The organism is Ruegeria sp. CDSB114, from assembly GCF_059611025.1.
The window spans coordinates 95820-119764 of sequence record NZ_JBXWOT010000003.1 but is presented as its reverse complement, the minus strand read 5'-3'; the positions used below and the strand labels follow the sequence as shown (position 1 = coordinate 119764).

At 57.3% G+C, this 23945-nt stretch carries 23 protein-coding genes; 9 read left to right on the top strand and 14 right to left on the bottom strand.

Annotated features, from left to right (window positions below; genetic code table 11):
* Position 1 precedes the first annotated feature (1 nt).
* The 4 genes from AC2FIP_RS10085 (at position 2) to AC2FIP_RS10070 (ending at position 5799) form a co-directional block, all read left to right on the top strand.
* Positions 2–1807 (top strand): ABC transporter ATP-binding protein, encoded by a 1806-nt coding sequence (locus tag AC2FIP_RS10085; RefSeq protein ID WP_496786244.1) that lies wholly within the window; start codon positions 2–4, stop codon positions 1805–1807.
* A 311-nt stretch (positions 1808–2118) separates the two neighbouring features.
* On the top strand, positions 2119–3012 hold the full coding sequence (gene galU, locus AC2FIP_RS10080) for a UTP--glucose-1-phosphate uridylyltransferase GalU (RefSeq protein WP_496786243.1): 894 nt from the start codon (positions 2119–2121) through the stop codon (positions 3010–3012).
* Positions 3013–3078: 66 nt separating this feature from the next.
* Positions 3079–4515, top strand: coding sequence for a mannose-1-phosphate guanylyltransferase/mannose-6-phosphate isomerase (locus AC2FIP_RS10075; protein WP_496786242.1), 1437 nt, complete (start codon positions 3079–3081; stop codon positions 4513–4515).
* A gap of 207 nt (positions 4516–4722) precedes the next feature.
* A complete protein-coding gene (locus AC2FIP_RS10070) occupies positions 4723–5799 on the top strand; it encodes a DUF2793 domain-containing protein (protein ID WP_496689235.1) in 1077 nt (358 codons plus the stop codon).
* A 32-nt stretch (positions 5800–5831) separates the two neighbouring features.
* Here AC2FIP_RS10070 and fcl read toward each other — a convergent pair whose 3' ends face one another.
* Positions 5832–6809, bottom strand: coding sequence for a GDP-L-fucose synthase (gene fcl / locus AC2FIP_RS10065; protein ID WP_496786241.1), 978 nt, complete (start codon positions 6807–6809; stop codon positions 5832–5834).
* Positions 6810–6819: 10 nt separating this feature from the next.
* On the bottom strand, positions 6820–7944 hold the full coding sequence (gmd, locus tag AC2FIP_RS10060) for a GDP-mannose 4,6-dehydratase (protein WP_496786239.1): 1125 nt from the start codon (positions 7942–7944) through the stop codon (positions 6820–6822).
* Between the two features lie 160 nt (positions 7945–8104).
* On the opposite strand from gmd, the gene AC2FIP_RS10055 reads away from it, so the two are divergent.
* Positions 8105–9409, top strand: coding sequence for a UDP-glucose dehydrogenase family protein (locus AC2FIP_RS10055; protein ID WP_142639848.1), 1305 nt, complete (start codon positions 8105–8107; stop codon positions 9407–9409).
* A 59-nt stretch (positions 9410–9468) separates the two neighbouring features.
* Here AC2FIP_RS10055 and AC2FIP_RS10050 read toward each other — a convergent pair whose 3' ends face one another.
* The 4 genes from AC2FIP_RS10050 to AC2FIP_RS10035 all read right to left on the bottom strand — a co-directional run bounded on the left by AC2FIP_RS10050 (position 9469) and on the right by AC2FIP_RS10035 (position 13568).
* A complete protein-coding gene (locus AC2FIP_RS10050; RefSeq protein WP_416383921.1) occupies positions 9469–10752 on the bottom strand; it encodes a TRAP transporter large permease in 1284 nt (427 codons plus the stop codon).
* 61 nt (positions 10753–10813) lie between these two features.
* A complete protein-coding gene (locus tag AC2FIP_RS10045; protein ID WP_271949035.1) occupies positions 10814–11350 on the bottom strand; it encodes a TRAP transporter small permease in 537 nt (178 codons plus the stop codon).
* A 92-nt stretch (positions 11351–11442) separates the two neighbouring features.
* Complete coding sequence (locus AC2FIP_RS10040) at positions 11443–12495, bottom strand: TRAP transporter substrate-binding protein (protein WP_282021791.1); 1053 nt, start codon at positions 12493–12495, stop codon at positions 11443–11445.
* Positions 12496–12518: 23 nt separating this feature from the next.
* Complete coding sequence (locus AC2FIP_RS10035; protein ID WP_496786238.1) at positions 12519–13568, bottom strand: pyridoxal-phosphate dependent enzyme; 1050 nt, start codon at positions 13566–13568, stop codon at positions 12519–12521.
* A gap of 125 nt (positions 13569–13693) precedes the next feature.
* Here AC2FIP_RS10035 and AC2FIP_RS10030 point away from each other — a divergent pair, with 125 nt between their 5' ends.
* The 4 genes from AC2FIP_RS10030 (at position 13694) to AC2FIP_RS10015 (ending at position 17327) form a co-directional block, all read left to right on the top strand.
* Positions 13694–14158, top strand: a complete 465-nt coding sequence (locus tag AC2FIP_RS10030) for an Lrp/AsnC family transcriptional regulator (RefSeq protein ID WP_271949042.1) — start codon at positions 13694–13696, stop codon at positions 14156–14158.
* 105 nt (positions 14159–14263) lie between these two features.
* Positions 14264–15418, top strand: coding sequence for an amidohydrolase (locus AC2FIP_RS10025; RefSeq protein ID WP_496786237.1), 1155 nt, complete (start codon positions 14264–14266; stop codon positions 15416–15418).
* Positions 15415–16578: a M24 family metallopeptidase gene (locus tag AC2FIP_RS10020; protein WP_496786235.1), complete on the top strand. Its 1164-nt coding sequence runs from the start codon at positions 15415–15417 to the stop codon at positions 16576–16578. The genes AC2FIP_RS10025 and AC2FIP_RS10020 overlap by 4 nt, the downstream gene beginning before the upstream one ends.
* A gap of 8 nt (positions 16579–16586) precedes the next feature.
* Complete coding sequence (locus tag AC2FIP_RS10015; RefSeq protein ID WP_496786234.1) at positions 16587–17327, top strand: maleate cis-trans isomerase family protein; 741 nt, start codon at positions 16587–16589, stop codon at positions 17325–17327.
* Positions 17328–17360: 33 nt separating this feature from the next.
* Here the strand turns inward: AC2FIP_RS10015 and AC2FIP_RS10010 are convergent, their stop codons facing one another.
* The 8 genes from AC2FIP_RS10010 to AC2FIP_RS09975 form a co-directional block, all read right to left on the bottom strand.
* Positions 17361–18122: a Phenylacetic acid catabolic protein gene (locus AC2FIP_RS10010; RefSeq protein ID WP_271949049.1), complete on the bottom strand. Its 762-nt coding sequence runs from the start codon at positions 18120–18122 to the stop codon at positions 17361–17363.
* Between the two features lie 13 nt (positions 18123–18135).
* On the bottom strand, positions 18136–19209 hold the full coding sequence (locus tag AC2FIP_RS10005; RefSeq protein ID WP_496786232.1) for a 2Fe-2S iron-sulfur cluster-binding protein: 1074 nt from the start codon (positions 19207–19209) through the stop codon (positions 18136–18138).
* 13 nt (positions 19210–19222) lie between these two features.
* Positions 19223–19684 (bottom strand): 1,2-phenylacetyl-CoA epoxidase subunit PaaD, encoded by a 462-nt coding sequence (gene paaD, locus AC2FIP_RS10000; protein ID WP_496786231.1) that lies wholly within the window; start codon positions 19682–19684, stop codon positions 19223–19225.
* A 5-nt stretch (positions 19685–19689) separates the two neighbouring features.
* Complete coding sequence (paaC, locus tag AC2FIP_RS09995) at positions 19690–20448, bottom strand: 1,2-phenylacetyl-CoA epoxidase subunit PaaC (protein ID WP_496786229.1); 759 nt, start codon at positions 20446–20448, stop codon at positions 19690–19692.
* Entirely contained in the window at positions 20448–20732 is a 285-nt protein-coding gene (paaB, locus tag AC2FIP_RS09990; RefSeq protein ID WP_142639870.1) for a 1,2-phenylacetyl-CoA epoxidase subunit PaaB, read from the bottom strand. Before paaB ends, paaC begins: the two co-directional genes overlap by 1 nt.
* 23 nt (positions 20733–20755) lie before the next feature.
* Positions 20756–21733: a 1,2-phenylacetyl-CoA epoxidase subunit PaaA gene (gene paaA / locus AC2FIP_RS09985; protein WP_496698310.1), complete on the bottom strand. Its 978-nt coding sequence runs from the start codon at positions 21731–21733 to the stop codon at positions 20756–20758.
* A gap of 15 nt (positions 21734–21748) precedes the next feature.
* Positions 21749–22951 (bottom strand): 3-oxoadipyl-CoA thiolase, encoded by a 1203-nt coding sequence (gene pcaF, locus AC2FIP_RS09980; RefSeq protein WP_496786227.1) that lies wholly within the window; start codon positions 22949–22951, stop codon positions 21749–21751.
* Positions 22952–23153: 202 nt separating this feature from the next.
* Positions 23154–23891 (bottom strand): PaaX family transcriptional regulator C-terminal domain-containing protein, encoded by a 738-nt coding sequence (locus AC2FIP_RS09975; protein WP_496786225.1) that lies wholly within the window; start codon positions 23889–23891, stop codon positions 23154–23156.
* Positions 23892–23945: the final 54 nt, after the last annotated feature.

Here is a 23945-nt window from a genome sequence, read left to right as displayed (position 1 = left end):
TATGAGCCTGTTCTCTGTTAAGGACCTAAGCGTCCAGTTCGACACCCCCGATGGTGTGGTCGAGGCCGTCAAAGGCATCAGCTTTGACATTAATCCGGGCGAATGCCTTGGTATTGTGGGCGAAAGCGGGTCCGGTAAAAGCCAGACTTTCATGGCCGCGATGGGGCTGTTGCCTTCAGCGGGTCGTGCAATCGGTTCGGCCACACTGAATGGCAAGGAAATCCTGAATCTGCCGATCAACAAGCTGAACCAGATCCGGGGCGATGACGTCGGCATGATCTTTCAGGATCCGCTGACCGCCCTGACCCCGCATCTGCGGGTCGGGCAGCAAATGCGTGAGGTTCTGCAGGTTCACGAAGGGTTGCAGGGTTCGGCCGCTCGGGCGCGCTGTCTGGAGTGGTTGGATCGGGTCCGCATCCCCGAGGCAAACCGTCGTCTGGATCAATACCCGCACGAATTGTCGGGGGGCATGCGCCAACGTGTCATGATCGCCATGTCGATGTTGTGCAGCCCAAAGCTGCTGATCGCCGATGAACCGACCACGGCGCTGGATGTGACGGTCCAGGCCGACATTCTGGACTTGATGGTGCACCTGCAAAAAGACGAAGGCACTGCCATTGCGCTGATCACGCATGACATGGGCGTGGTGGCACGGATGTGTGACCGCATTCAGGTCATGCGTCTGGGTCAGTTTGTTGAGGCCGGGGACACACGCGAGATCTTCCGCGCGCCGCAGCATGAATACACCCGCACCCTGCTTGAAGCGATGCCGCGCATTGATGCCGGTGACGCGCCAAAAGCGCTGGCAGAAACCGATGAACCTCTGCTGCGGGTCGATGACGTCAAAGTGCATTTCCCGATCCATGTCTCGGGCGGGCTGTTCGGGCGCAAGGTGCCGCTGAAGGCCGTGGACGGTGTCAGCTTTGACATCCGTAAGGGCGAGACGCTGGGCGTTGTGGGTGAATCCGGCTGTGGCAAATCCACACTGGCGCGGGCGGTTCTGCAGCTGATCGAACCCAGCGGTGGCAATGTCAGCTGGTTGGGCCATCCGATAGTCGGGCTAAAGCGGGCCGAGCTGAACAAGTACCGCAAGGACCTGCAGATTGTGTTCCAGGATCCGCTGGCCAGCCTCGATCCGCGAATGACCATCTCGGCCTCTATCGCCGAACCGCTGAAAACCTATCGCCCGGATCTGACAGAGCGTGAGCGCAAGAAAATGGTCGGCGAAATGATGGAGCGGGTCGGCCTGCAGGCCAACATGATCAACCGCTATCCGCACGAGCTGTCCGGTGGGCAGAACCAGCGGGTCGGGATCGCGCGGGCGATGATCAACAAGCCCAAGCTGATCATTTGTGACGAGGCGGTCTCGGCTCTGGACGTGTCGATCCAGGCCCAGATCGTAGAGCTTTTGAAAGAGCTGCAGCAGGAATTCGGACTGTCGATGATTTTCATCAGCCACGACCTGTCCGTGGTACGGACAGTGTCAAACCGGATCATGGTACTGTATCTGGGGCGCATCGTCGAATTGGGAGATGGAGAGGTGATCTGTTCGCAGCCTCTACACCCCTATACCAAATCGCTGATCTCGGCGGTCCCGATCCCCGATCCGGATGTGGAACGGCAACGCCAGCGCCTCAAATTGCCGGGCGAGCTGCCTTCGCCGATGGACCCGAAAGCGGCGCTCAGGTTCTTGCCCAGCCGGCTATCGGCCGGTCAGAACGATTATGTTCCACAGCTCAACGAGGTCGCACCAAACCATTTCGTGGCCGAGCATGACCCGCTTGAGACAATACTGGCGAACACATAAATCCCCTGTCCCCGAGGCCGCATGAACAGCCTCGGGGACAGGTTCGGCTTTGCACGACTTCATGACGATTCTTGGCGTATTCTTGCCAATGAATGGACGAAGGGCCGGATTGTACAACAAAACACCGGTAAATGACGGGTTTCAAAGGCATCAAACGGCGGTTCGTTTTGACTTCCCCTACCCCCGGTGGCACCTTCCTGTCAGATTTTAGACTGCGGCCGCGATGTCATTGATTGTTCTGACTGCGCAGCCTAATAGGAAACCCCGGCCTGCCCTATGCGGTCGGGCAAGAATTGAATTTGAGAGGTAACATGGTACGCAAGGTCACCAAGGCGATTTTCCCCGTTGCGGGATTGGGCACGCGTTTTCTCCCAGCGACAAAATCCGTCCCCAAAGAGATCATGACACTGGTTGACCGTCCTTTGGTTCAATACGCAATCGACGAAGCCCGTGCCGCAGGTATTACCGAATTCATCTTTGTAACTTCGCGTGGCAAATCTGCGCTGGAAGACTACTTTGATCACAACCTCGTTCTGGAACAGGAGCTCAAGGCCAAGGGCAAGGATGACCTGCTTGAAGCGCTGAATGCAACGAATATGGAAAGCGGCGCCATCGCCTATATCCGCCAGCACAAGGCGCTTGGTCTGGGCCACGCAGTCTGGTGTGCCCGCCGTCTGATTGGCGACGAACCCTTTGCCGTCATGCTGCCTGATGATGTCATCGCCGCAGACAAGCCCTGCCTGCAGCAGATGATCGAAGCCTATGAGGAAACCGGCGGCAATATGGTCGCGACGATGGAAGTTCCGACCGAGAAAACCAGTTCCTATGGTGTTCTGGACGTCGGCGAAAACGTGGGCACGGTGGTTCGTGCCAGAGGTATGGTTGAAAAGCCCAAGCCGGAAGAGGCCCCCTCGAACCTGGCGGTTATCGGTCGATACGTGCTGGGGCCCTCGGTCCTGTACAACCTCAACCAAAAGAAAGCAGGCAGCGGTGGAGAGATTCAGCTGACCGATGCGATTGCCGAAGACATTCGCAACGGCGTGCCTGTGTTTGGCTATAAATTCGACGGTCAGCGGTTTGATTGCGGCTCGAAAGCCGGGTTCCTTCAGGCAACTGTTGCCTTTGCGTTGGCCCGTAGTGATCTGCGTGATGACCTGAGCCAGTATCTGAACGAGATAGCCGCCGCCGGGAAGGCCGCTCAATAGCGCTCGCAACCTTCTGCATGTCGTTTCAAAAGTGACAAAGTCCAAGAACCTTCGAGGCAAGCCGCAATGACCACCATCCATCCCATCATACTCTGCGGAGGGTCCGGCACCCGACTGTGGCCCCTGTCGCGCAAAAGTTACCCCAAGCAGTTCGTCCCTCTGATCGGTGATTCAAGCCTGCTTCAGGATTGTGCTGAACGAATGCAGGGACCCAAGGACGCGCCCTATGCCAAGCCGCTGATCCTTACCAATGATGCATTCCGTTTTGTGGTTCCGGAACAACTGGGCGCGATTGGCATTGATCCCGGTCCCATTCTGATCGAACCCGAAGGGCGCAACACCGCACCTGCGGTGCTGGCCGCCGCGCTGTATCTGGCCGCCAGCGACCCGGATGCTATCATGCTTGTCGCCCCGTCGGACCATGTCGTGCCGGACAAAGCCGCGTTTCATCAGGCCGTTGCCGAAGGCGCGCGCGTGATCGCTGATCGCGGGGATCTCGTCACTTTCGGGATCACTCCGGACCGGCCGGAAACCGGCTATGGATATCTCAAGCTCAGCCATGCCCCAGATACGGGCAACACCGCCATTGCGCTGGACCGTTTTGTCGAAAAGCCTGATCTGCAGAATGCCCAAGCCATGATCGCCGATGGCAGCTATCTTTGGAATTCGGGGATATTTCTGTTCGCGGTCAAAGACATAATCGCTGCATTCAAAGAACATGCGTCCGCACTGCTGGACCCGGTCGGCAAGGCCGTCCGTGAGGCAAAGGCCGACCTCGGGTTTCTGCGCCTCGACCCCCAAGCCTGGGGCACGGTCGAGGATATCTCGATCGACTACGCGGTCATGGAGAAAGCCCGCAATCTGAGCGTCGTGCCCTATGCGTCGGGCTGGTCGGATGTCGGCAGCTGGTCGGCAGTTCAAGAGCTGAGCAATCCAGACGCCGATGGCGTTGCCACCACGGGCCAGGTTACCACCATTGACTGCCGGAACGTATTGGTGCGTTCAGAAACCCCCACGCAAGAAGTTGTTGCGATGGGTCTGGAAAACATGATTGCGGTCGCCATGCCCGATGCCGTTTTGGTGGCCAGCATGGACAAGGCTCAGGACGTCAAACAGGCGGTTGCGGCCCTGAAGGCCAAAGGCGCCAAACAAGCGGAATCGCTGCCGGTCGATCATCGCCCTTGGGGCTGGTTCGAAAGCCTGGTCATCGGGGATCGGTTCCAGGTCAAACGCATACACGTTCACCCCGGCGCCTCACTAAGCCTGCAATCTCATCACCACCGGTCTGAACACTGGATCGTTGTACAGGGCACGGCAAAAGTTACGATCGACGAAGATGTGCGCCTGATCTCTGAAAACCAGTCTGTCTACATCCCGCTCGGCGCCGTTCATCGGATGGAGAATCCGGGCAAGGTGCCGATGGTTCTGATCGAGGTCCAGACCGGGTCTTATCTGGGTGAGGACGACATCATCCGGTACGAGGATGTGTACGCCCGCAGCTAACCTTTCACGGTGATTGGTAAACTTAAGGGCAGCTTCGGCTGCCCTTTTTCGTTGAATCCTGACCTTTGGCTACGCCCCATGGAATCCTCCAAACGTTAGCAAATGATTATTCGAACGTTCGGTCAGATCAGACCGGATTCATCCTGGGCACGGCAATGTGGCGCGCAATGCAATAGTCGGACCGACAGCTACAGGAGGACGCCGCCCGTGTCACAAAACTCACCCAGATTGGATTTACCTTTCCTGCAACCTTCGCAGGCCCAGAAACACGTCACCCATAACGAGGCGCTGCGTGCTCTGGACCTGATTGTCCAGCTGAGCGTAGCGTCGACAAACGCCTCGGTCCCGCCTGCGGTGCCGGAACAGGGCGAGATTCACGCGCTTGGCGCCAACCCTACCGGGGATTGGGCCGCGCAACCGGGCGCCCTTGCGGCCTGGTTGGATGACGCCTGGCATTTTGTGACCCCGGGAATCGGCTGGCGGGCCTGGGATGAACAGGCCAACCGGTTTAAGATCTGGGACGGCGCAGACTGGTCCGAACCTCAGGTCGCGACCCAGAACCTGGACGGGTTGGGCATCGCAACCGGGTATGACAGCACCAATCGGCTATCGGTCCGGTCGCCTGCGACGTTGCTCAGCCATGACGGGGCGGGGCACCAGTTGAAGATCAACAAGGCAGCGGCCGGGGATACCGCCTCGCTTTTGTTCCAGTCAAACTGGGTCGGTCATGCGGAGATGGGATTGTCCGGCAACACCGGTTTTTCCATCAAAGTCTCGGCTGATGGCGGATCCTGGACCGAGGCGCTGAGCTTTGACCCAGCCACCGGAACAGCCTCAGGCTCTGCCATTCAAAACGATGCCGAAGACATCACCGCAGGTCGCCTGATGCGGGCCGACTATGGCTACTGCCCCGGAAACCTGCTGGGCTCTGTGTCAGAAACCGCCGGGGTGCCAACCGGCGCGGTCGTCGAACGCGGATCAACCGCCAATGGCGAATACGTCCGGTTTGCGGATGGTACACAAATCTGCACGGGCGTTCTGACGGCCACCGATTGCGTGAACGCCGAAGGATCGCTGTATTCCAGCGCCGAGACCACCTGGAGCTTTCCCGCAGCCTTTGCGTCCGGAACCTCACCCTCGGTCGGTGGCAGTGGCGGCGCGACAAGCCGGTTTATAGGTTTGGGCGCGGCCACTGAAACACAAGTGCCCTTTAAGGTTCTATCGGCATCCTCGGACACAAGCAGCCTGTCCCCAACGGTAATCGCAACCGGTCGCTGGTTCTGAGCTTTAGACCGTCCAGAGCTATTCCCGGGCGGTCATTTGGCGCGCAAATCGGTGTCTGCCTGCTCCAGAAACCACGCATAGGTCTCGCGGATACCATCTTCGAGTCCGACGCGTGCGCGCCACCCCATATCGGCCAGTCGGGACACATCCATCAACTTGCGCAGTGTCCCGTCAGGCTTGCTGACATCCTGGGTGATCTTACCCGTGAATCCGGTTGTCCTGGCCACCAGGGCCGCCAGCTCAGCGATTGAGATATCTTCGCCGCATCCCACATTGATATGGCTCAGCATCGGCTGGGTATTCGCGTCGTAGATATCGCGCGGTAAGTCGAGCACAAACAAGGACGCCTCGGCCATATCATCGACATGCAAAAACTCGCGCCGCGGTTTTCCTGTGCCCCAAATCACCACTTCTTCCAGCCCGTCGCGCTGTGCCTCGTGGAATCTGCGGATCAGGGCCGGCAGGACATGGCTGTTTTCGGGGTGAAAATTGTCTCCGGGTCCGTAAAGATTGGTTGGCATAACCGACCGGTAATCGACGCCATGTTGGCGATTATAGCTTTCACACAGCTTGATCCCGGCGATCTTTGCAACGGCATAGGGTTCGTTGGTGGGTTCCAGCACGCCGGTCAGCAAAGCGTCTTCACGCATGGGCTGAGGCACAGCCCGTGGATAAATGCACGAGCTGCCCAGTTGCAGCAAATGCTTTACCCCCGCTGCAAAAGCCTGATGGATCACGTTGCATTCAATCATCAGGTTTTCGTAAATGAAATCTGCGGGGTACGTGTTATTTGCGTGAATCCCACCAACCTTGGCCGCGGCTAGGATCACCATATCCGGGCGCTCGGTCTGCATAAAATCACGCACGGCGGATTGGTCGGTCAGATCCAGTTCGGAATGTCTGCGCGTGATCAACTCCAGCGCTTTGCCTTCGTCCTTGCGGTTTTGCAAACGGCGCAGGATTGCGCCGCCAACCATACCACGATGCCCGGCAACATAGATCTTACGCATGCGGGCCTCCTCAGCCGTTTTCCAGGCTCATTGGCAGATCAAACCCGTGCTCTTTCAAAAGCGCGTGACGTTTGGCCGTCTTCAGGTCTTCGGTCACCATCTCAGCGCACATTTCCTGCACGGTCAGTTCTGGTACCCAACCCAGTTTGTTCTTGGCGTTTGAGGGATCGCCCAGAAGGGTCTCGACCTCGGCCGGGCGAAAATATTGCGGGTCTATCCGCATCACGACGTCACCGGGTTTCAATCCCGGGGCTTTGTCCCCCTCGATCGAGACGACAGTCGCGGTTTCGTCAACGCCTGACCCGGTGAATTCCAGTGAAACGCCAAGCTCGGCTGCCGACCATTCAATGAACTGACGTACCGAATACTGAACCCCGGTCGCAATCACGAAATCCTCAGGATTGTCCTGCTGCAGCATCAGCCATTGCATCCGCACATAGTCCTTCGCGTGGCCCCAATCCCGCAGACTGTCGATATTGCCCATGTACAGGCAGCTTTCCAGCCCTTGCGCAATATTTGCCAAACCGCGTGTGATCTTGCGGGTAACAAAAGTTTCGCCCCGGCGCGGGCTTTCGTGGTTAAACAGGATCCCGTTACAGGCATACATGCCATAGGCCTCACGGTAATTGACCGTGATCCAGTACGAATAAAGTTTGGCAACCGCATAAGGTGACCGTGGGTGGAACGGGGTGGTTTCGCGTTGCGGGGTCTCTTGCACCAGACCGTAGAGTTCCGAGGTCGAGGCCTGATAGAAGCGTGTCTTTTTCTCGAGCCCGAGAAAACGTATCGCTTCCAGCAAACGCAAAGTACCAATGGCATCCACATCCGCAGTGTATTCCGGGGATTCAAAACTGACGGCCACATGGGACTGTGCGCCTAGGTTATAGACCTCGTCCGGCTGCACTTCGCGAATGATTCGCGTCAGGTTAGACGTATCGCTCAGATCTCCATAGTGCAGGTGCAGTTTGGGATTGGGAACGTGTGGATCCTGATAGATGTGATCGATGCGTTGCGTGTTGAATGAGGACGCCCTACGCTTAATGCCGTGAACTTCATAACCTTTTTCCAACAAAAACTCGGCCAGATACGATCCGTCTTGTCCGGTAATCCCGGTGATTAATGCCGTTTTTGTCATAGTTCCGCCCTACGAAAACAAATGTGTATGATTGCCGACCCAAAAACAGCAAGAATCCCCGGAATGCAACCCAAGCACGCTGACAGGCATTGAAACCGGCGGAACTTTCTTCGAATGTGTGCGCGCCAAAGGCGGTATTTGTTAAGAAGGGTATTTTAGTATGCGTATTGCGATGATCGGAACCGGCTATGTAGGTTTGGTGTCCGGGGTATGTTTTTCCGATTTCGGCCATGATGTCATTTGCGTCGACAAGGCCGAACAGAAAATTGAGATGCTGCAGGCTGGCGAAGTCCCGATATATGAGCCCGGGCTTGACGTCCTGATGGCCAAAAACGTAGCCGCTGGTCGGCTCAGCTTTTCCACGGACCTGGCCGCAGCAGTGGATGGTGCGGATGCTGTTTTTATTGCCGTGGGCACGCCCACACGTCGCGGGGACGGTCACGCCGATCTGACTTATGTGATGGCCGCCGCAGAAGAAATTGCGCATGCGATTACGGGCTACACTGTGGTGGTAACCAAATCGACCGTTCCAGTTGGCACCAATCGCAAGGTGCATCAGGTCATTTCTGCCGCCAACCCGAAGGCCGAATTCGACGTCGCCTCGAACCCTGAATTCCTGCGCGAAGGGGCCGCCATTGATGATTTCATGCGCCCAGATCGTGTGGTTGTCGGCGTTGAATCAGACCGCGCCGCCGATGTCATGGCGGAAATATACCGCCCGCTTTACCTGCGGGACTTCCCGATCCTGACCACCGATCTGGAAAGCGCAGAGATGATCAAATACGCCGCTAACGCGTTTCTTGCGACCAAGATCACCTTTATAAATGAGATCGCAGGCCTGTGCGAACGTGTTGGCGGCGACGTGAAAGAGGTCGCCCGAGGCATCGGTCTGGATGGGCGCATTGGCAATAAATTCCTACATGCAGGTCCGGGATATGGCGGATCGTGCTTTCCAAAAGACACCGCCGCTCTGGCCCGGATCGGTCAGGAACATGCCCACCCGATGCAGATCACCGAAACCGTCATCCGGGTGAATGACGAGGTCAAGAAACGGATGATCCAGAAAATCCGAGATGTCTGCGACGACAGTTTCAATGGAAAAACGATCGCTGTTCTGGGCGTGACCTTCAAACCCAATACCGACGATATGCGTGATGCGCCCTCGTTAACTATCGTGCCTGCACTGATCGGTGGTGGGGCAACGGTGCGGGTTGTCGACCCTCAGGGGCGTTCCGAAGGTGAGGCCCTGCTGCCCGGCGTCGAATGGTGCGAAGACCCCTATGCTGCTGCTGCAGATGCGGATGTCGTTGTGCTGTTGACCGAATGGAACGAGTTCCGTGCGCTCAATCTGAGCGAACTAGCTGGCACGATGAAATCCCCCCGAATGGTCGATCTGCGCAATATCTATTCCGAACCCGCCGTCAAGAAATCCGGCTTCGATAGTTACGTCGGTATTGGGCGCTGATCTTCGGATCAAGTTTGGATGGCCGATTCAAAACAACCGGCCATCCGTCATTCATTTTGTCAAAACGCCGCCAGATCCCTGAGGAACAGCGCGATACCCGGGAAGTAGATCAGCATAGCCGTCATCAGCGCCAGGATCGCGAAGAACGGCAAAGTGCCCCGGATCACCTCAAGATAAGGTCTGTTGAAAATCGCGATTGCGGTGAAGATATCGCAACCAAACGGCGGTGTTGCTGATCCGATGGCCATCTGCAGCGTCACCATAACCCCGACAAGAACCGGATCAATCCCCGAGGCATCCACGATCGGAACGAAGATTGGCGTAAGGATGACAAGCACGACCAGCGAGTCGACGAACATACATCCCACGAAGAAGCACAGCGCGATGATGAACAGGATGTATTCCTGCGACGCGCCTTCCAGGTTCAGCGGTTCTAACAGGCCCTGTGGGATCTGTTCGAAGGAAATATACCAGGAGAACGCCTGACCGATCCCGACAAGGATGAACACAACCGCCGTAATCAATCCTGTGCTGAGAGCAGAATCCAAAACGTCGTTGAGTTTCAGTTCCCGATAAATCACGCATTCGACGATCAGCGCATAAAGCACCGAAAACGAGGCTGCTTCGGTCGGGGTCACTGCGCCGGTGTAGATACCGCCGACGATCAGGACCGGGAAACCAAGCGGCAGTATGGCCTTGCGAAACGCTGCGCGCCGCTCGGCCCCGGATTTCTTTGGCACCCGCGCGATCAGATCGCCCTGCAGGACGCTGTAGAAATAGCAATAGACCGAAAACATCAGCGCCAGAACAACGCCCGGACCAATTCCTGCAATGAACAGCTCGCCCACGCTGGTATTGGCCAGCGTGCCATATAGGATCATCCCGATGCTTGGAGGGATAAGGAAGGCGATGTCGCTGGCATTGATGATCAACGCCATGACAAAACTGTCCTTGTAACCGGCCTTCAGCAGCTTTGGCCGCATGATCTGACCAATCGAAACCACGGTCGCCTGAGTCGAACCCGAAACCGAGCCGAACAATGTGCAACTGATGCAGGCCGTGATCGGCAATCCGGCCCGGCGGTGACCGACAAAGGCTTCGATCAGCCCCAGCAGATTGTTGGCCGTATGACCTCTCGCCATGATATCGGCGGCGAATATGAACATCGGCACAGCGATCAGCGCGTTTGGCGAAATGCCAGTGACCATCTGCTGGATGATGACGCCAGTATCGCTTTGCGAGAAATGAACAAGGCCAATCAGCGTGGCAACCGCTAGCGGAACAACCATCGGGTAGCTGAGGAACAGCAGAACCACCATCGCCACGACCAGAGCAAAGGTGATGACATAGATATCCAGCTCACCAGCTATGACATCGCCAAGGAAATCAAGGAATCCGGGCATCTCAGACTCCTACATCCACTGCGTCATTGTCCTCGACCTCGTACGAGTGCCAGATGCCGACATGAGTGACATTCATGATGAATGCGATCAGATATTGCAGGCTGGCCATAAACAGGCCGACCGGGATCACCGAGTAGATGATATAGACCGGAAACTGCAGCGCCGGGCTCAGACGGTTCAGCTCTTTGATCTCAAGCACGTAGAACACGGACTTATAGGCCAAAAAGGCCAGCAGCATGCTGGTCGTGATCGAAATCAGCGTCAGGATCACTTTCTTGGACCGGCGGGACAGCGTGTCATAAACCGCCGTCATCCGAATGTTCCGACCTTTCCGAACCGCATAGGCAAATCCAAAAAAGGTCACGCTGACAATCAGAAACTGGTTCAGCTCTTCCGAGAAGAACAGGCTTTTGCCAAAGGCGTAGCGGCCAATGGCGTTAGCGGTCGAATTCACCATCATCAACAATATGGCCAGAATGATAACGAATTTCTCGATGAACTCGGTGCCCCTACTCAGGGCGACCAATGCGCTTTTCATGATTTTCCCTCCCTCGGCCCGCCAGTCAGCGTTCCGTAAATGAAAGACGCGACGCCTGAATGAGACGCCGCGCCTTTCAGTGATGTCAGCTTTTATTGCGACGCATTGCTCACCTCGTTAAGCAGGCCGTCGAGGATCTTCTGGGCTTGCGCGCGGGCCGCAGGTTTCTCGGCGTCGTCATAGGCGTTTTCGACCACATCGAAGAATGTTTCATGCAATGTGGCGCTTTGGGCTTCAAAGACAGCGCGCTCGTCCTCAGTCAAGACGATGACCTGCAGATCGGGGCGCTCGGCCTTGATCTTGTCCATGTTTTCCAGATTGATCTTGATCTGATAATCATGCGCAGCCTGCTCGCCCTCGGCGATGGCGTTCTTGACCATCTCTTGCTGATCCGCGGGCAGACCGTTGAACCATTCACTGTTGGTGGAAACGGTGCCGACGTAAGGAAGCTGGCCCGGGAAGATCAGGTAATCCTGAACCTCATGCCACTTGGCGTTGTAGATGAAATAGATCGGGTTCACCATGCCATCGACGGTCTTCAACTGCAGCGCGCCATAGACCTCGCCCCAGGACAAAGGAGTCGGGTTGGCGCCAAACGCCTTGAAGGTTTCCACCGGAATGGTCGAGGTGAAGGTACGGATTTTCTGGCCTTCAAAATCCGCCGGGCTGCGGATCGCCTTGTTGGCGCCCCAGGCCATGTCGCCTTCCGAGATCATAGTGAGCAGCTTGAGGTTCACCTTCTCGAATTTCTCGCTGAGGTCTTCATAGATGGTCGGGCTGGTGGTCAGAACCTCGCGGATCACGTCGATATCACCGCCCAGAACATAGGGCAGATCAAGAACCTGTGCCTCGGGCACATAAGATCCAAGATGACCGGTGCCAACAGATACGAACTGGACCGTACCCTTAGATGTCAGCTCGACAATATCGTTCTCGGTACCCAACTGACCGTAGTAGTAGATACGCACTTTGATGTCGCCATCGGACTGCTCTTTGACACTTTCGGCGAAGGCCTGTGCAAAGATATCCTGTACGTCGCCTTTGTCCTCTTCCGAGGCGAATTTCCAGGTGTCCGCAAAGGCAGCAGTCGACAGACCTGCCGCGAAAACCGCCGAGGTTATCAGCTTGCTAAAAATGGATGTCATTCTGTTAGTCCTTTCTTGCCCGCTCATGCGAGCCCTTCTGAGATGATGACAAGAGGACGTAATTCCTGCGTCCTCGCCTGTTGGTTGGTTCTCTTGCACAGGGCGCCGTAACCGGCCGCGCCTGACGGCGTGGTCGCGATTCCAAGTGCTGTGACAGCTTCTGCGGCTGCCTGGCCTTCTTCTTCGGAAAGGGTTTCGTAGCTCACGCCGCAGCGCTCGAGCACATCCCAGGCCACGATCGACGGTGCCTTGCAGTCAAGCCGACCCATATTCGAATCCGGCCCATCGCTGCGGGTGGCCCGTCCGGCCAAGTGACTGGCCCGCAAACAGGACGCAGCGCCGGGTTCGACAACGATCAGTTCAGGTTGTTCCGCCCAGTTCAGACGGATCATATGCGACATTGCAGCGGCCAACCCACCGACACCGGCCTGCAGATAGACATGCGTAGGCCACTGCCCCGAGGCCTCGAACCGCGCGCGCAACTCTTCGGCGATGACGCAATAGCCCTCCATCACCAGTTTCGGAATCTCGGTGTAACCAGGCCAGGTTCCGTCGGCCAAAAGCGTGGCACCGGTGGTTTTGGCGTCAGCAATAGCGGCGGCGACGCTTTCGTCATAAACATCGCCCGAACGGACAACCTCGGCACCGAAGGTTCTAAGACGGTCGCCGAACCCTTGCGGTACGGTCTGCGCCAGATGAATTCGCGCCTTTGCACCCATCGCCCGCGCCCCCGCCGCAACGCCCATTCCGTGGTTGCCTGCACTTGCGCAGACGAATGTGTGGCTAGATGCGAATTCTCGAAAATCGGCATCCTTCATCCGCGTGAAGGAGAGCGTTTCACCTGTATTCTCGTGCCATGCATCCTCGAGAAGGCGTGCAACCGCATAGGGTGCCCCCAAAGCTTTGAAGGCGCCAAGCCCCATACGCTCTGTCTCGTTCTTGGCCAGAATGCTCTGACCATCCGGCCCCGTGATTTCAATCAGCGGCGATACAGCATAGGTCTCTTGCCCCTGAAAAAACTCCTGCGCACGGACGAAATCCGGGGCGAAGCTTAGGTCGTCGGTCGCTATCATGTATTTTTCATCCGCTTTTTCCATGTGCAGAGATTGTGCATGACCGACCTATTTCTATTTATCGTATTTGACCCTAATCTCGATAATATGTTTCAAACCTGCCTCTTCCATCGCGAGGATTTTTCATGAACCAACAACTTGATGATGCAGACACGATAATCCTCAGAACCCTGCAAAGGGATTGTCGAATCGGGCTGGAACAGCTGGCGCAAGAATGCAGTCTTTCAGTTCCCTCGGTGCAGCGGCGGCTCAAGCGGTTGCGAGATTCCGGGCTGATCCTGAAAGAGGTCGCGGTGCTCAACCCGTCGCGCTTTGACTATAAGATGACCTTCATCGTTCTGGTCGAACTTGACCGGGAATCGCTTCAGCAACTCGATCTGTTCCGAAAACGCGCCAGGAACGAGCCGCAAGTTCAGCAATGCTATTATGTGACCGGTGATGCCGACTTTGTTCTTATCTGCGTCGCGCAGGACATGGAGGATTTCGAGGACCTGACCCATCGCTTGTTTTTCGATAACTCGAATGTCCGCAGATTTCGCACATCCGTCGCGATGGACCGTACAAAGATTGGTCTGGAACTTCCGATCTGAACTTGGCGCTTTTGTGCAATTTTTTCTGCTTTAGGGTCGGAAATTTGATGCGAAACACGCAGCCCTATCCTGTAGAACCGATGCAACTCACACGCGGATGAAGAAATGAGCGATTTAGAGAACCGTATGATCGCGCTTCGGCGGGATTTGCACAGGCACCCGGAACTGGGCTTTCAAGAGGCGCGGACCAAGTCGGTTGTCGCTGAACGGCTGCGCGCCCTTGGGATCGAAGTGCACGAAGGCGCAGGCGTTGTCGGTGTGCTTCGATCCGGCGGTGGCAACAAAGCCATTGGCCTGCGTGCTGACATGGATGCGCTTCCAATCACCGAAACCTCGTCCCATGACTATGTCTCGACCTCACCCGGTGTGATGCATGCTTGTGGCCACGATGGACATACAACCATGCTGCTTGGGGCGGCAGAGCGTCTGGCGAAAGAACCTACCTTTGATGGTACGGTTGTTTTTCTATTCCAGCCAAACGAAGAGCACGGCCTGGGCGCGCGCGCGATGATCGACGACGGTGTGCTAGAGCAATTTCCGGTCGAAGAAATCTATGCAATCCACAATTTGCCAGGGGCTCCAGCCGGTCAGATTTCGACCCGCGCCGGTATTATCTGTAACAGTGAAACCCTGTTCGAGATCACGGTTAAAGGCCAGGGCGGTCATGCCTCGATGCCACAAACCGGCGTTGATGCAATTACCGTAGGGTCCGAGATTGTGGTGGCATTGCAGACCGTGGTGGCTCGAAAGCTTGCGCCCGCCTCTGGCGCGGTAGTGTCCGTGACCGAATTCCTGACGGACGGCCAGCGAAACGTCTTGCCGGGCAACGCCACTCTCAAAGGAGATTTCCGCGCCAGATCGCCCGAGGACCGCAACGCCATCGAAGGTTTCATGCGCCAGATCACCGAAGGGATTGCGGCAGCACATGGCATTCAAGCATCGGTCAGCTTTGATACGCAGTTCGTCGAGACCATCAACGCCGCCACCCCGGCCCTTGCGGTATATCGCGCAGCCGAAGCCGCCGGTTGTGACCTGATCAAAGATCGGGCACCGATGAGTTTTTCTGAGGATTTCGCCCAGTTTTCGGCCGCCGTGCCAGGATGTTTCCTGTTGCTGGGCAATGGCGAGACCGGGCCACATGGCCAACCGCTCCATGCTTCTGACTATGATTTCAATGATGAACTGCTGCCGATCGGAGCTGAATTCTGGGCCCGATTGGTTCAGGACCGGTTGCCCCTGCGAAAGGATCAAAAGTCATGAACGCCCCACGACGCGGTTTTGACCAACAAGAATTCGCAACGCGTACCGCAGCGGCGCAGACAAAGATGGCCGAAACCGGTATGGCGGGCATATTGCTGACAACTGAACCGGATGTGCGCTATTTCAGCGGGTTCCACACGCTGTTTTGGCAAAGCCCGACCCGCCCATGGTTCCTGTTCATCCCGGCAACCGGCAAGCCCATCGCAATCATCCCTGAGATCGGCGCAGACCTTATGCGGCGAACCTGGGTCACAGATATCCGCACCTGGGGCGCACCTGCACCAAAGGATGACGGTATCGGGCTGTTGACCGATCTGCTGGCGCCACATGCCAGCCGTGGTGAAACCGTTGGATTGATGAAGGGGCACGAAACCCATTTACGGATGCCCCTTGGCGATTATGAGCGGCTGATCGCGGGCCTGAACGGACTAAAGATCACTGACGCGACCGAGATCGTCCGAGGCTTGCGAATGGTGAAATCCGAGGCCGAGATCGAAAAGCTCTCTTATATCTGCTCAATCGGGTCGCGCACATTTGAGCGGGTGCCCGAAATCGCCCGCGAAGGGCAGCCGCTTGAGGATGTTTTCCGCTCCTTTCGGCGCGAAGGGCTGGCGCAGGGTGCCGATGATGTTCCGTATTTGGTCGGCGGTGCGGATACGGGCGGCTATCACGACGTCATCTCGCCCCCGTCCCGCCGACCACTGGCGCGCGGCGATGTGCTGATGCTCGACACCGGTTCCAACTGGGACGGGTATTTTTGCGACTTCGATCGGAATTGGGCCATTGGCCACGCCGATGACGCCTCACGCGGTGCATATGATGTTCTTTGGCGCGCGACTGAGGCCGGAATCGCCGCAGCTCGCCCCGGAGCGACTTGCCGAGAATTGTTTCTAGCGATGCAGAAGGTGATCGCTGAGCTCGACGATCAGGGTGGTGACGTCGGCAGGCTGGGTCATGGGCTTGGCATGCAGCTGACCGAATGGCCCTCACACACCAGTTGGGATACAACTGAGATCACCGAAAATATGGTACTGACCCTTGAACCATCGCTTGGTTATGGAGACGGTCGGGTCATGGTGCACGAAGAGAACATCGTCATACGTGCAAGTGGGGCAGAGCTTTTGACCAAACGCGCCGCGCCCGAACTACCAATCATCTGAGGCCAATCATGAAGCTTGATTTCGAAACAGACGAAGGCATTGGCACCCGCGCCAATCTGGGTGTGATTGTTCTTGAGACTGACGAGACGTTAGAGAACGAATTCTCTCGGATCATGCGCCTAGCTGGTGTCGCGCTCTATCACAGCCGGATTCCGATGGTGCCCGAAATCCGACCCGACACATTGGCACGGATGGAACAGGACTTGCCTGCGACGGCACGGCTTTTGCCACCATCGCTCAGCTTTGATGCAATCGGATTTGGCTGTACCTCGGCCTCGACCGTGATCGGGTCCGAGAATGTGGCCAAGGTGATAAAGACGGTCTGCCCGGATGCACGTGTGACAGATCCGTTGGCGGCAATCATCGCTGCCGGTCAGCATTTAGGAGCCCGACGATTGGGCTTCGTCACCCCCTATATTCCCGAAGTTTCCGCTGGGATGCGCACAAAGCTGGAACAGGCCGGTTTCGAAATCGCAGGTTTCGGGTCGTTCGAGGAAGGAAATGATCGCGTTGTTGCGCGGATCACAGAAGGGTCGATCCTTGACGCTATTGAAAAGGTCGCGGCTCAAGCGCCCTGCGATGCTGTCATTGTCTCTTGCACGAACCTGCGATGCCTTGACGTCATTGTTCAGGCAGAAGAAAAGATCGGGATTCCAGTCATTTCCAGCAATCAGGCGCTTGCCTGGCATATGCTTCGATTGGCCGGCATTGAGGACCTCAACCCTCAGTTCGGACGGCTCTTTGCCTAGAGCGTGAAGGGTGTCCGCCTAGGGCGCTTTCGTTCAAGCAGGCGATTTGAGGCCAAGCGTTGCCAGAGTTGCAGCCATTGTCTGGCCCCAACGGTCCTGCAATGCGCTGTTTGTGTTGCGACGCAGGCCCATTGATTTCAACAGCTCGAACCGTTTCGGGTCATCGCCGCCGAAGGACACCGCAACCCGAGGCCACCAGTAAGTGACCGAGTTCTGCATGTCGTCCGCCGCGCCGTTCTCGATCAGTTTGACCGCCCCTTCCAATGCCAGCTCGCCATGATGCGCCTCGACCGGGGCGATGGATCGGAAGGCTTCGGCCAGAGGCTGATACGAGATGGTGGAATACTCGGCCAGTTGTTCGGCCACCGCGCGGCTCATCAGCAGGTTCATGACCACAGCGTCTGTCCAGCCGGACAGAGGATAGTTGAACACCGCCAGACGCATGTCATGCTCGGACCGGGTGGCCCCGATATCCGCATCCCGCGACAAGCGCATGGTCCAAGGATGGTGATTGGCATAGCGTTCGGTATCTGCGCCAAATTCGCCCATGATGCTGAGAACACAATTTGCGTGATCTGACTTTTCCAGCACGATCTTTGCGGCGGCGATCCGTTCCTTGATCCCCGGTCCCTGATTGATGATGTCGGCGAACCCGGCGGCCCCGGCCAGTTCGCTGTCGACAAAAGTCGCCATCAGCTTCATCAGCTCGGCCCGATAGCGAGGCGGCACATTCGATGGGTTGGTCAGAACACCGCCTGCGGCCAGATAGCTGTCGAGTGTCATTGAATCGGACATATCTGCCCCCTTTCTACCGGTCGTAATCGACGACCACGCGGTCTGTTACCGGATAGGCCTGGCAGCTTAGCACATAGCCTTTTTCCACTTCGTAATCTTCCAGCGCGTGATTGGCGAGCATCTCGACCTCACCCTCAAGCACCTTGCAGCGGCAGGTCGAACAGACACCCGCCTTGCAGGCAAACGGGGCATCCATGGCGTTTGCTAGGGCGGCCTCAAGAATGGACTGGTCCTTGGGTATGGTCACGGTCTGGGTGGATCCGTCCAGCGTGATCGACGCGCTGCTTTGATTGCCCTGCGTGGCTGCATCGGCCGAGACCGGCTTGGCTCTGGCCCGTCCGGGCTGAGCGCTGGCGAACAGCTCGAACTTGATCTGGCCGTCATCCAGACCGTGCTCGCGCAGCGCGGCGGCAATGCCCAGCATCATCGGTTCCGGGCCGCAGATAAATGCGGTGTCGACATGGTCGATATCGACCCAATGTTTGAACAACTCTGCGCATTTTTCCTGGGTCACCAAACCAGTGAACAGCTCGATCTCTTGTGAATCCGTCTCAAGAACGTGGATCACGTTGAGGCGACCCATATAGAGGTTCTTGAGGTCTTCGAGATCCTCGCGGAACATGATCGTGTTGATGCCCTTATTGGCATAGATAAGGGTAAAGCGTGATTGCGGTTCCTGTGCGAGGGTCGTTTTGAGGATCGACAGGACCGGAGTAATCCCCGAGCCCCCTGCAAAGCCCAGATATTGCTTTTCCGCACCCGCATCTATCGGAGTATGAAAGCTGCCCATCGGCGGCATGGCCTCGACGATGTCGCCGACATTCAGTTCAGTATTCGCCCATCCGGAAAAGGCGCCGCCTTCAACACGTTTGATGCCAACCTGCAGCACGCCTTCTTCCTTGCCCGCGCAGATCGAGTAGGACCGGCGCAGTTCTTCGCCCTCAAATTCGCGACGAAATGTCAGATATTGACCGGCGGTGAAATCGAATTGATCAGCAACACCGTTCACAGGTTCCAGTGTCACCACCACCGCATCGCGAATGGTTTTGTGGATATCTGTGACTTTCAGGTCGTGGAAACGTGCCATCCGGTGGTCCTCCTCAGATGCACTTGAAATAGTCAAATGGTTCCAGGCAGTCGGTGCATCGCCAATGCGCCTTGCAAGGGGTCGAACCGAACTGGCTGACCTTCTCGACCGCTGTGCTACCGCAGCGTGGACAGCGATCCGGGCCGCCCGCCGGTTGCGGTGGGGCAATGCCATAGTCTTCCAGCCGTGCCCGGCCCTTTTCGCTGAGCCAGTCGGTGGTCCAGGCCGGGGCGATGCTGGTTTCGATCTGCACGTCACTGATCCCGCGATCGTGCAAGGCGGTTTCGATATCCAGGCTGATAATGGATGTTGCCGGACAGCCGGAATAGGTTGGAGTGACCGTCACCTTCAACGTCTCGTCCTGCCACTGCACATCGCGCACAATGCCAAGATCGACCACCGAAATCACCGGAATTTCAGGGTCAGGAACAGCATCCAGCCATTCCCAGATTTGTTTGGTCGATGCCCGATCCATCGGCGTTACCAGCTTGCTTCGGGATAGGCGCGTTGCAGCCACTGCATCTGTGTCAACAGATGACCCAGATGTTCCGTATGCATCCGCCCGTCACGCCCACCTTTATGGGCAAACGCGCCTTCCGGGATCGTCAAGGTCGCCTCGGTCAGGATCCGCTCCACCAAAGTGTCAAACTCCGCGCGCAGATCCGCGGGGTTCGGCGCAATGCCCGCCGCGACCATCTCGGCGTCAACTTCGTCGCTGGTGAACATCTCGCCGACATACGGCCACAGGTAGTCCAGAGCCGACTGCATCCGGGCGTGGCTTTCCGCTGTTCCGTCCCCCAGACCAACCACCGTGTCGCCCGAGCGTTCCAGGTGATAAGCCACCTCTTTACTGGCTTTCGCGGCAATGGCCGCGACACGGTCATCCGTAGAGTTGAGCAAGCGTCCCAGCATGATGGAATGCCATGCATCGAACAGGAACTGGCGCATCAGGGTCCGGCCAAAATCCCCATTGGGAACCTCGACCAGTAGCACATTGCGGAAATCCCAGGCATCGCGCAGGAAGGCCAGATCGTCAGCAGTTTTGCCGCCTTGGATTTCCCCCGCCAGACCCAACCACATCTGAGTCTGCCCGATCAGGTCCAAGGCCGTGTTGGCCAGTGCGATATCCTCTTCCAGCACCGGCGCATGGCCGCACCATTCACTGACGCGATGGCCAAGGACCAGGTCGTTGTCGCCCATCCGTAGAAGGAATTGTACAAATGCCGTGTCCCGGTCCATCACATGGCCCCCACTTCATCGGGGATGTCGAAAAAGGTCGGGTGACGATAGACCTTGCTTTCGCTGGGCTCGTATAATGGGCCCTTGTCGCTGGGCGAGGAGGCCGAGATATTATTCGCCTCGACCACCCAGATCGACACACCTTCGTTGCGGCGGGTATAGACATCGCGCGCGTTCTTTATGGCCATCTCCGCGTCCGGGGCATGCAACGAGCCGACGTGACGGTGGCTCATACCATGCTGACCGCGGATAAAGACTTCCCACAGGGGCCATTCGTTTTTCATCGGGTTTCCTCCTCAGGGTCGACTTATTCGGCAGCCACTGTGCCAGAGCGTTTCTTTTCGGCATGGGCCATCAGCCCGTCGCGCACCCATTTGCCGTCGTCCCAGGCTTGGTTTCGGGCGGCCAGCCGGTCGGTGTTGCAGGGGCCATTGCCACTGATGACATCGAAGAACTCAGACCAGTCCGGTTCAGAGAAATCATAATGGCCGCGATCGTCGTTCCAATTCAGCTTTGGGTCAGGGATGGTCAGGCCCAGATACTCGGCCTGTGGCACAGTCTGATCGACGAATTTCTGACGCAGCTCGTCATTGGTGTTCATCTTGATCTTCCATTTCATCGACTGCGTCGAATGCACCGAGTCCTTGTCAGACGGTCCAAACATCATCAGCGATGGGTACCAAAAGCGGTTCAAAGCGTCCTGCGCCATTCGTTTCTGGTCCGGCGTGCCTTCGGCCATCTTGCGGATGGCGTCATAGCCCTGACGCTGATGAAAGCTCTCTTCTTTGCAGATGCGGATCATGGCGCGTGAATAGGGACCGTAAGACGTACGCTGCAATGGCACCTGATTCATGATCGCGGCGCCATCCACCAGCCAGCCAACGGCACCAACATCTGCCCAGTTCAGGGTGGGATAGTTGAAGATGGACGAGTATTTCATGCGCCCGTCCAGCAGCATTTCGGTGATCTCATCCCGGCTGACACCCAGCGTTTCGGCGGCGCAGTAAAGGTACAGACCATGCCCGGCCTCATCCTGAACCTTGGCCAACAAGATCGCCTTGCGTTCCAGCGTGGGTGCCCGCGTGATCCAGTTCGCCTCGGGCAGTTGCCCAACGATTTCGGAATGGGCGTGCTGGCCGATCTGGCGGATCAGCGTCTTGCGATAGCCTTCGGGCATCCAATCCTTGGGTTCGATCTTTTCGTCAGCGTCGATGCGCGCCTGAAAGGCAGCAAGCTTTGCAGGATCTTCCTGTGTCGCCTCGGACTTAACCATCTGAGCATACATGTCCCGTCATCTCCCCTATACGCGTTCAAGAATAAGCGCTGCGCCCTGACCGACGCCAACACACATGGTGCACAGCGCGTATCGCCCGCCCGTGCGCCGCAACTGATAGGCCGCGGTCATAACCAACCTTGCGCCGGACATGCCCAACGGGTGGCCAATGGCAATCGCGCCCCCATTCGGGTTCACCTGCGGCGCGTCGTCTGGCAGGCCCAGTTCGCGCAGTGTCGCCAGACCCTGTGACGCGAAGGCCTCATTCAACTCTATCACGTCCATTTGCTCGATGCTCAGCCCGGCGCGGGCCAAAACTTTGCGGCTAGCCGGAACCGGGCCAATGCCCATGACACGCGGCTCAACCCCGGCGACAGACATGCCCACGACCCGGGCCATCGGGGTCAGGCCGTTCTTTGACGCTGCCGCCTCATTGGCCATCAAAATGGCCGCAGCGCCGTCATTGACGCCCGAGGCGTTGCCAGCGGTCACCGTCTTGTCCGGCCCGTTGACACCTTTGAGACCAGACAGTTTGTCCACGGTCACATCCGAGCGCGGATGTTCATCCGTTTCGACAATGATCGGATCGCCCTTGCGTTGCGGGATCGTGACCGGGGTGATTTCATCCCGGAACAGACCTGCCTCGTGCGCGGCGGCCCATCGGGCCTGACTGCGCGCCGCAAAAGCATCTTGGTCATCGCGGCTGATACCAAAGTCTTCGGCCACATTGTCGGCCGTTTGCGGCATCGAGTCGATGCCATAGGCCTGTTTCATCTTCGGGTTCACAAAGCGCCAGCCGATCGTCGTATCATAGACCGCATTGCTGCGGGTAAAGGCCGAGGTCGCCTTGGGCATCACAAAGGGCGCCCGCGACATGCTTTCGACGCCGCCGGCCACAGCCAGATCATAGTCGCCCGCCTTGATGCCCCGCGCTGCCATTCCAACCGCATCCATTCCACTGGCGCACAATCGGTTCACTGTTGTTCCGGGCACATCAACCGGCAATCCAGCCAACAAGGCCGCCATCCGCGCCACATTGCGGTTGCTTTCACCCGCCTGATTGGCATCGCCATAGATCACATCATCAACGCTGGCCCAATCAACCTGCGGGTTGCGCTCTTTCAGGGCGGCCAATGGAATCGCGGCCAGATCATCTGTCCTGACTGACGACAAAGCCCCCCCATATCGCCCAATCGGAGTGCGCGTCGCGTCGCAAATGAATGCGTCCATCACTTAGTTCTCCTGTAGGTGCTGATCTGTATCATTGACCGCATGGTCGGTTTTTAGGGCGTCCATCGATTCGAGGCAAGCTTTATGTTACGAGTTCTTTTTCTTTTCTAGTTTTTTTGTAACATTTGGCGCGAGAGAAACGCCGCAATGATCGCCGAATGACCAGCATCGGGCGGATCAGATAGGTGACGCTAAAGAAAACCTAGTTGTCCAGCTCGGCTTCCAAGGATTCCAAATCAGGGCGCGGCAGTTTTTCCAACAACTGAGATACAGCCGCCCGGCATGTAGGGCCTTTCCAGTCAGCGGGCAGAAACGCCGCAGGAAAGGCGGGATGGCGCAGAACAATACGACGCCAATTATGCACGATCAGGACACGCAGAATGGCCGTCTTCATCGGGTCGCCCGCCCCCTCGGATGGCATCTCTTGGTCGATGATCTGTGTCGATCTCAAGAACCGATCATAGGCGGCTTTCAACGCCTCTGGCCCGCAGAGATCCCGAAGCCAGCCAGGAACAGAGATAGCGTTGCTTTCCACGCCCATCAGCTCTTCAAGACCCGCCGGAACCTGACCCGGAGCCATCGACGTTGCGGGATTGAGAGAGATGTAGTCCCCAGTCAGCATCAGGTCAGCCAATTCCTTGCGCGATGAGTCCGAATTGCTGGCGATAAGTACATGCCAGAGGCCGGGTTCCGGCGTTTCCTTGGCATAGATACGCGGTGCGGCGGTCACACTCTGATGACGGCCAAACGCGGTCAGGCGGTGAAAGCTGCTGCGCCCTTTGCGGGTGCTTTCGATCCAGCCATCCTTGCGCAGCCGATGCAGGGCAACACGCGTGGCTTCGGCCTTGATCCCGGCAAGGTTGGTCAGTGCGGTGATCACCGCACCACTTATCTGATCTGTTTCTTCCTGCGCCAGATCACCGAATATCGTCACCAGCACGGACCACACCCGTTGCGTACCCTCAGAGGTTAGATGGCTAACGCAGGTTTCAAA

Coding starts and splice junctions, on each gene's coding strand:
- AC2FIP_RS10085 (WP_496786244.1), top strand. CDS start 2: ATGAGCCTGTTCTCTGTTAAGGACCTAAGCGTCCAGTTCGACACCCCC.
- galU (WP_496786243.1), top strand. CDS start 2,119: ATGGTACGCAAGGTCACCAAGGCGATTTTCCCCGTTGCGGGATTGGGC.
- AC2FIP_RS10075 (WP_496786242.1), top strand. CDS start 3,079: ATGACCACCATCCATCCCATCATACTCTGCGGAGGGTCCGGCACCCGA.
- fcl (WP_496786241.1), bottom strand. CDS start 6,809: ATGCGTAAGATCTATGTTGCCGGGCATCGTGGTATGGTTGGCGGCGCA.
- gmd (WP_496786239.1), bottom strand. CDS start 7,944: ATGACAAAAACGGCATTAATCACCGGGATTACCGGACAAGACGGATCG.
- AC2FIP_RS10055 (WP_142639848.1), top strand. CDS start 8,105: ATGCGTATTGCGATGATCGGAACCGGCTATGTAGGTTTGGTGTCCGGG.
- AC2FIP_RS10045 (WP_271949035.1), bottom strand. CDS start 11,350: ATGAAAAGCGCATTGGTCGCCCTGAGTAGGGGCACCGAGTTCATCGAG.
- AC2FIP_RS10040 (WP_282021791.1), bottom strand. CDS start 12,495: ATGACATCCATTTTTAGCAAGCTGATAACCTCGGCGGTTTTCGCGGCA.
- AC2FIP_RS10035 (WP_496786238.1), bottom strand. CDS start 13,568: ATGATAGCGACCGACGACCTAAGCTTCGCCCCGGATTTCGTCCGTGCG.
- AC2FIP_RS10030 (WP_271949042.1), top strand. CDS start 13,694: ATGAACCAACAACTTGATGATGCAGACACGATAATCCTCAGAACCCTG.
- AC2FIP_RS10025 (WP_496786237.1), top strand. CDS start 14,264: ATGAGCGATTTAGAGAACCGTATGATCGCGCTTCGGCGGGATTTGCAC.
- AC2FIP_RS10020 (WP_496786235.1), top strand. CDS start 15,415: ATGAACGCCCCACGACGCGGTTTTGACCAACAAGAATTCGCAACGCGT.
- AC2FIP_RS10015 (WP_496786234.1), top strand. CDS start 16,587: ATGAAGCTTGATTTCGAAACAGACGAAGGCATTGGCACCCGCGCCAAT.
- AC2FIP_RS10010 (WP_271949049.1), bottom strand. CDS start 18,122: ATGTCCGATTCAATGACACTCGACAGCTATCTGGCCGCAGGCGGTGTT.
- AC2FIP_RS10005 (WP_496786232.1), bottom strand. CDS start 19,209: ATGGCACGTTTCCACGACCTGAAAGTCACAGATATCCACAAAACCATT.
- paaD (WP_496786231.1), bottom strand. CDS start 19,684: ATGGATCGGGCATCGACCAAACAAATCTGGGAATGGCTGGATGCTGTT.
- paaC (WP_496786229.1), bottom strand. CDS start 20,448: ATGGACCGGGACACGGCATTTGTACAATTCCTTCTACGGATGGGCGAC.
- paaB (WP_142639870.1), bottom strand. CDS start 20,732: ATGAAAAACGAATGGCCCCTGTGGGAAGTCTTTATCCGCGGTCAGCAT.
- paaA (WP_496698310.1), bottom strand. CDS start 21,733: ATGTATGCTCAGATGGTTAAGTCCGAGGCGACACAGGAAGATCCTGCA.
- pcaF (WP_496786227.1), bottom strand. CDS start 22,951: ATGGACGCATTCATTTGCGACGCGACGCGCACTCCGATTGGGCGATAT.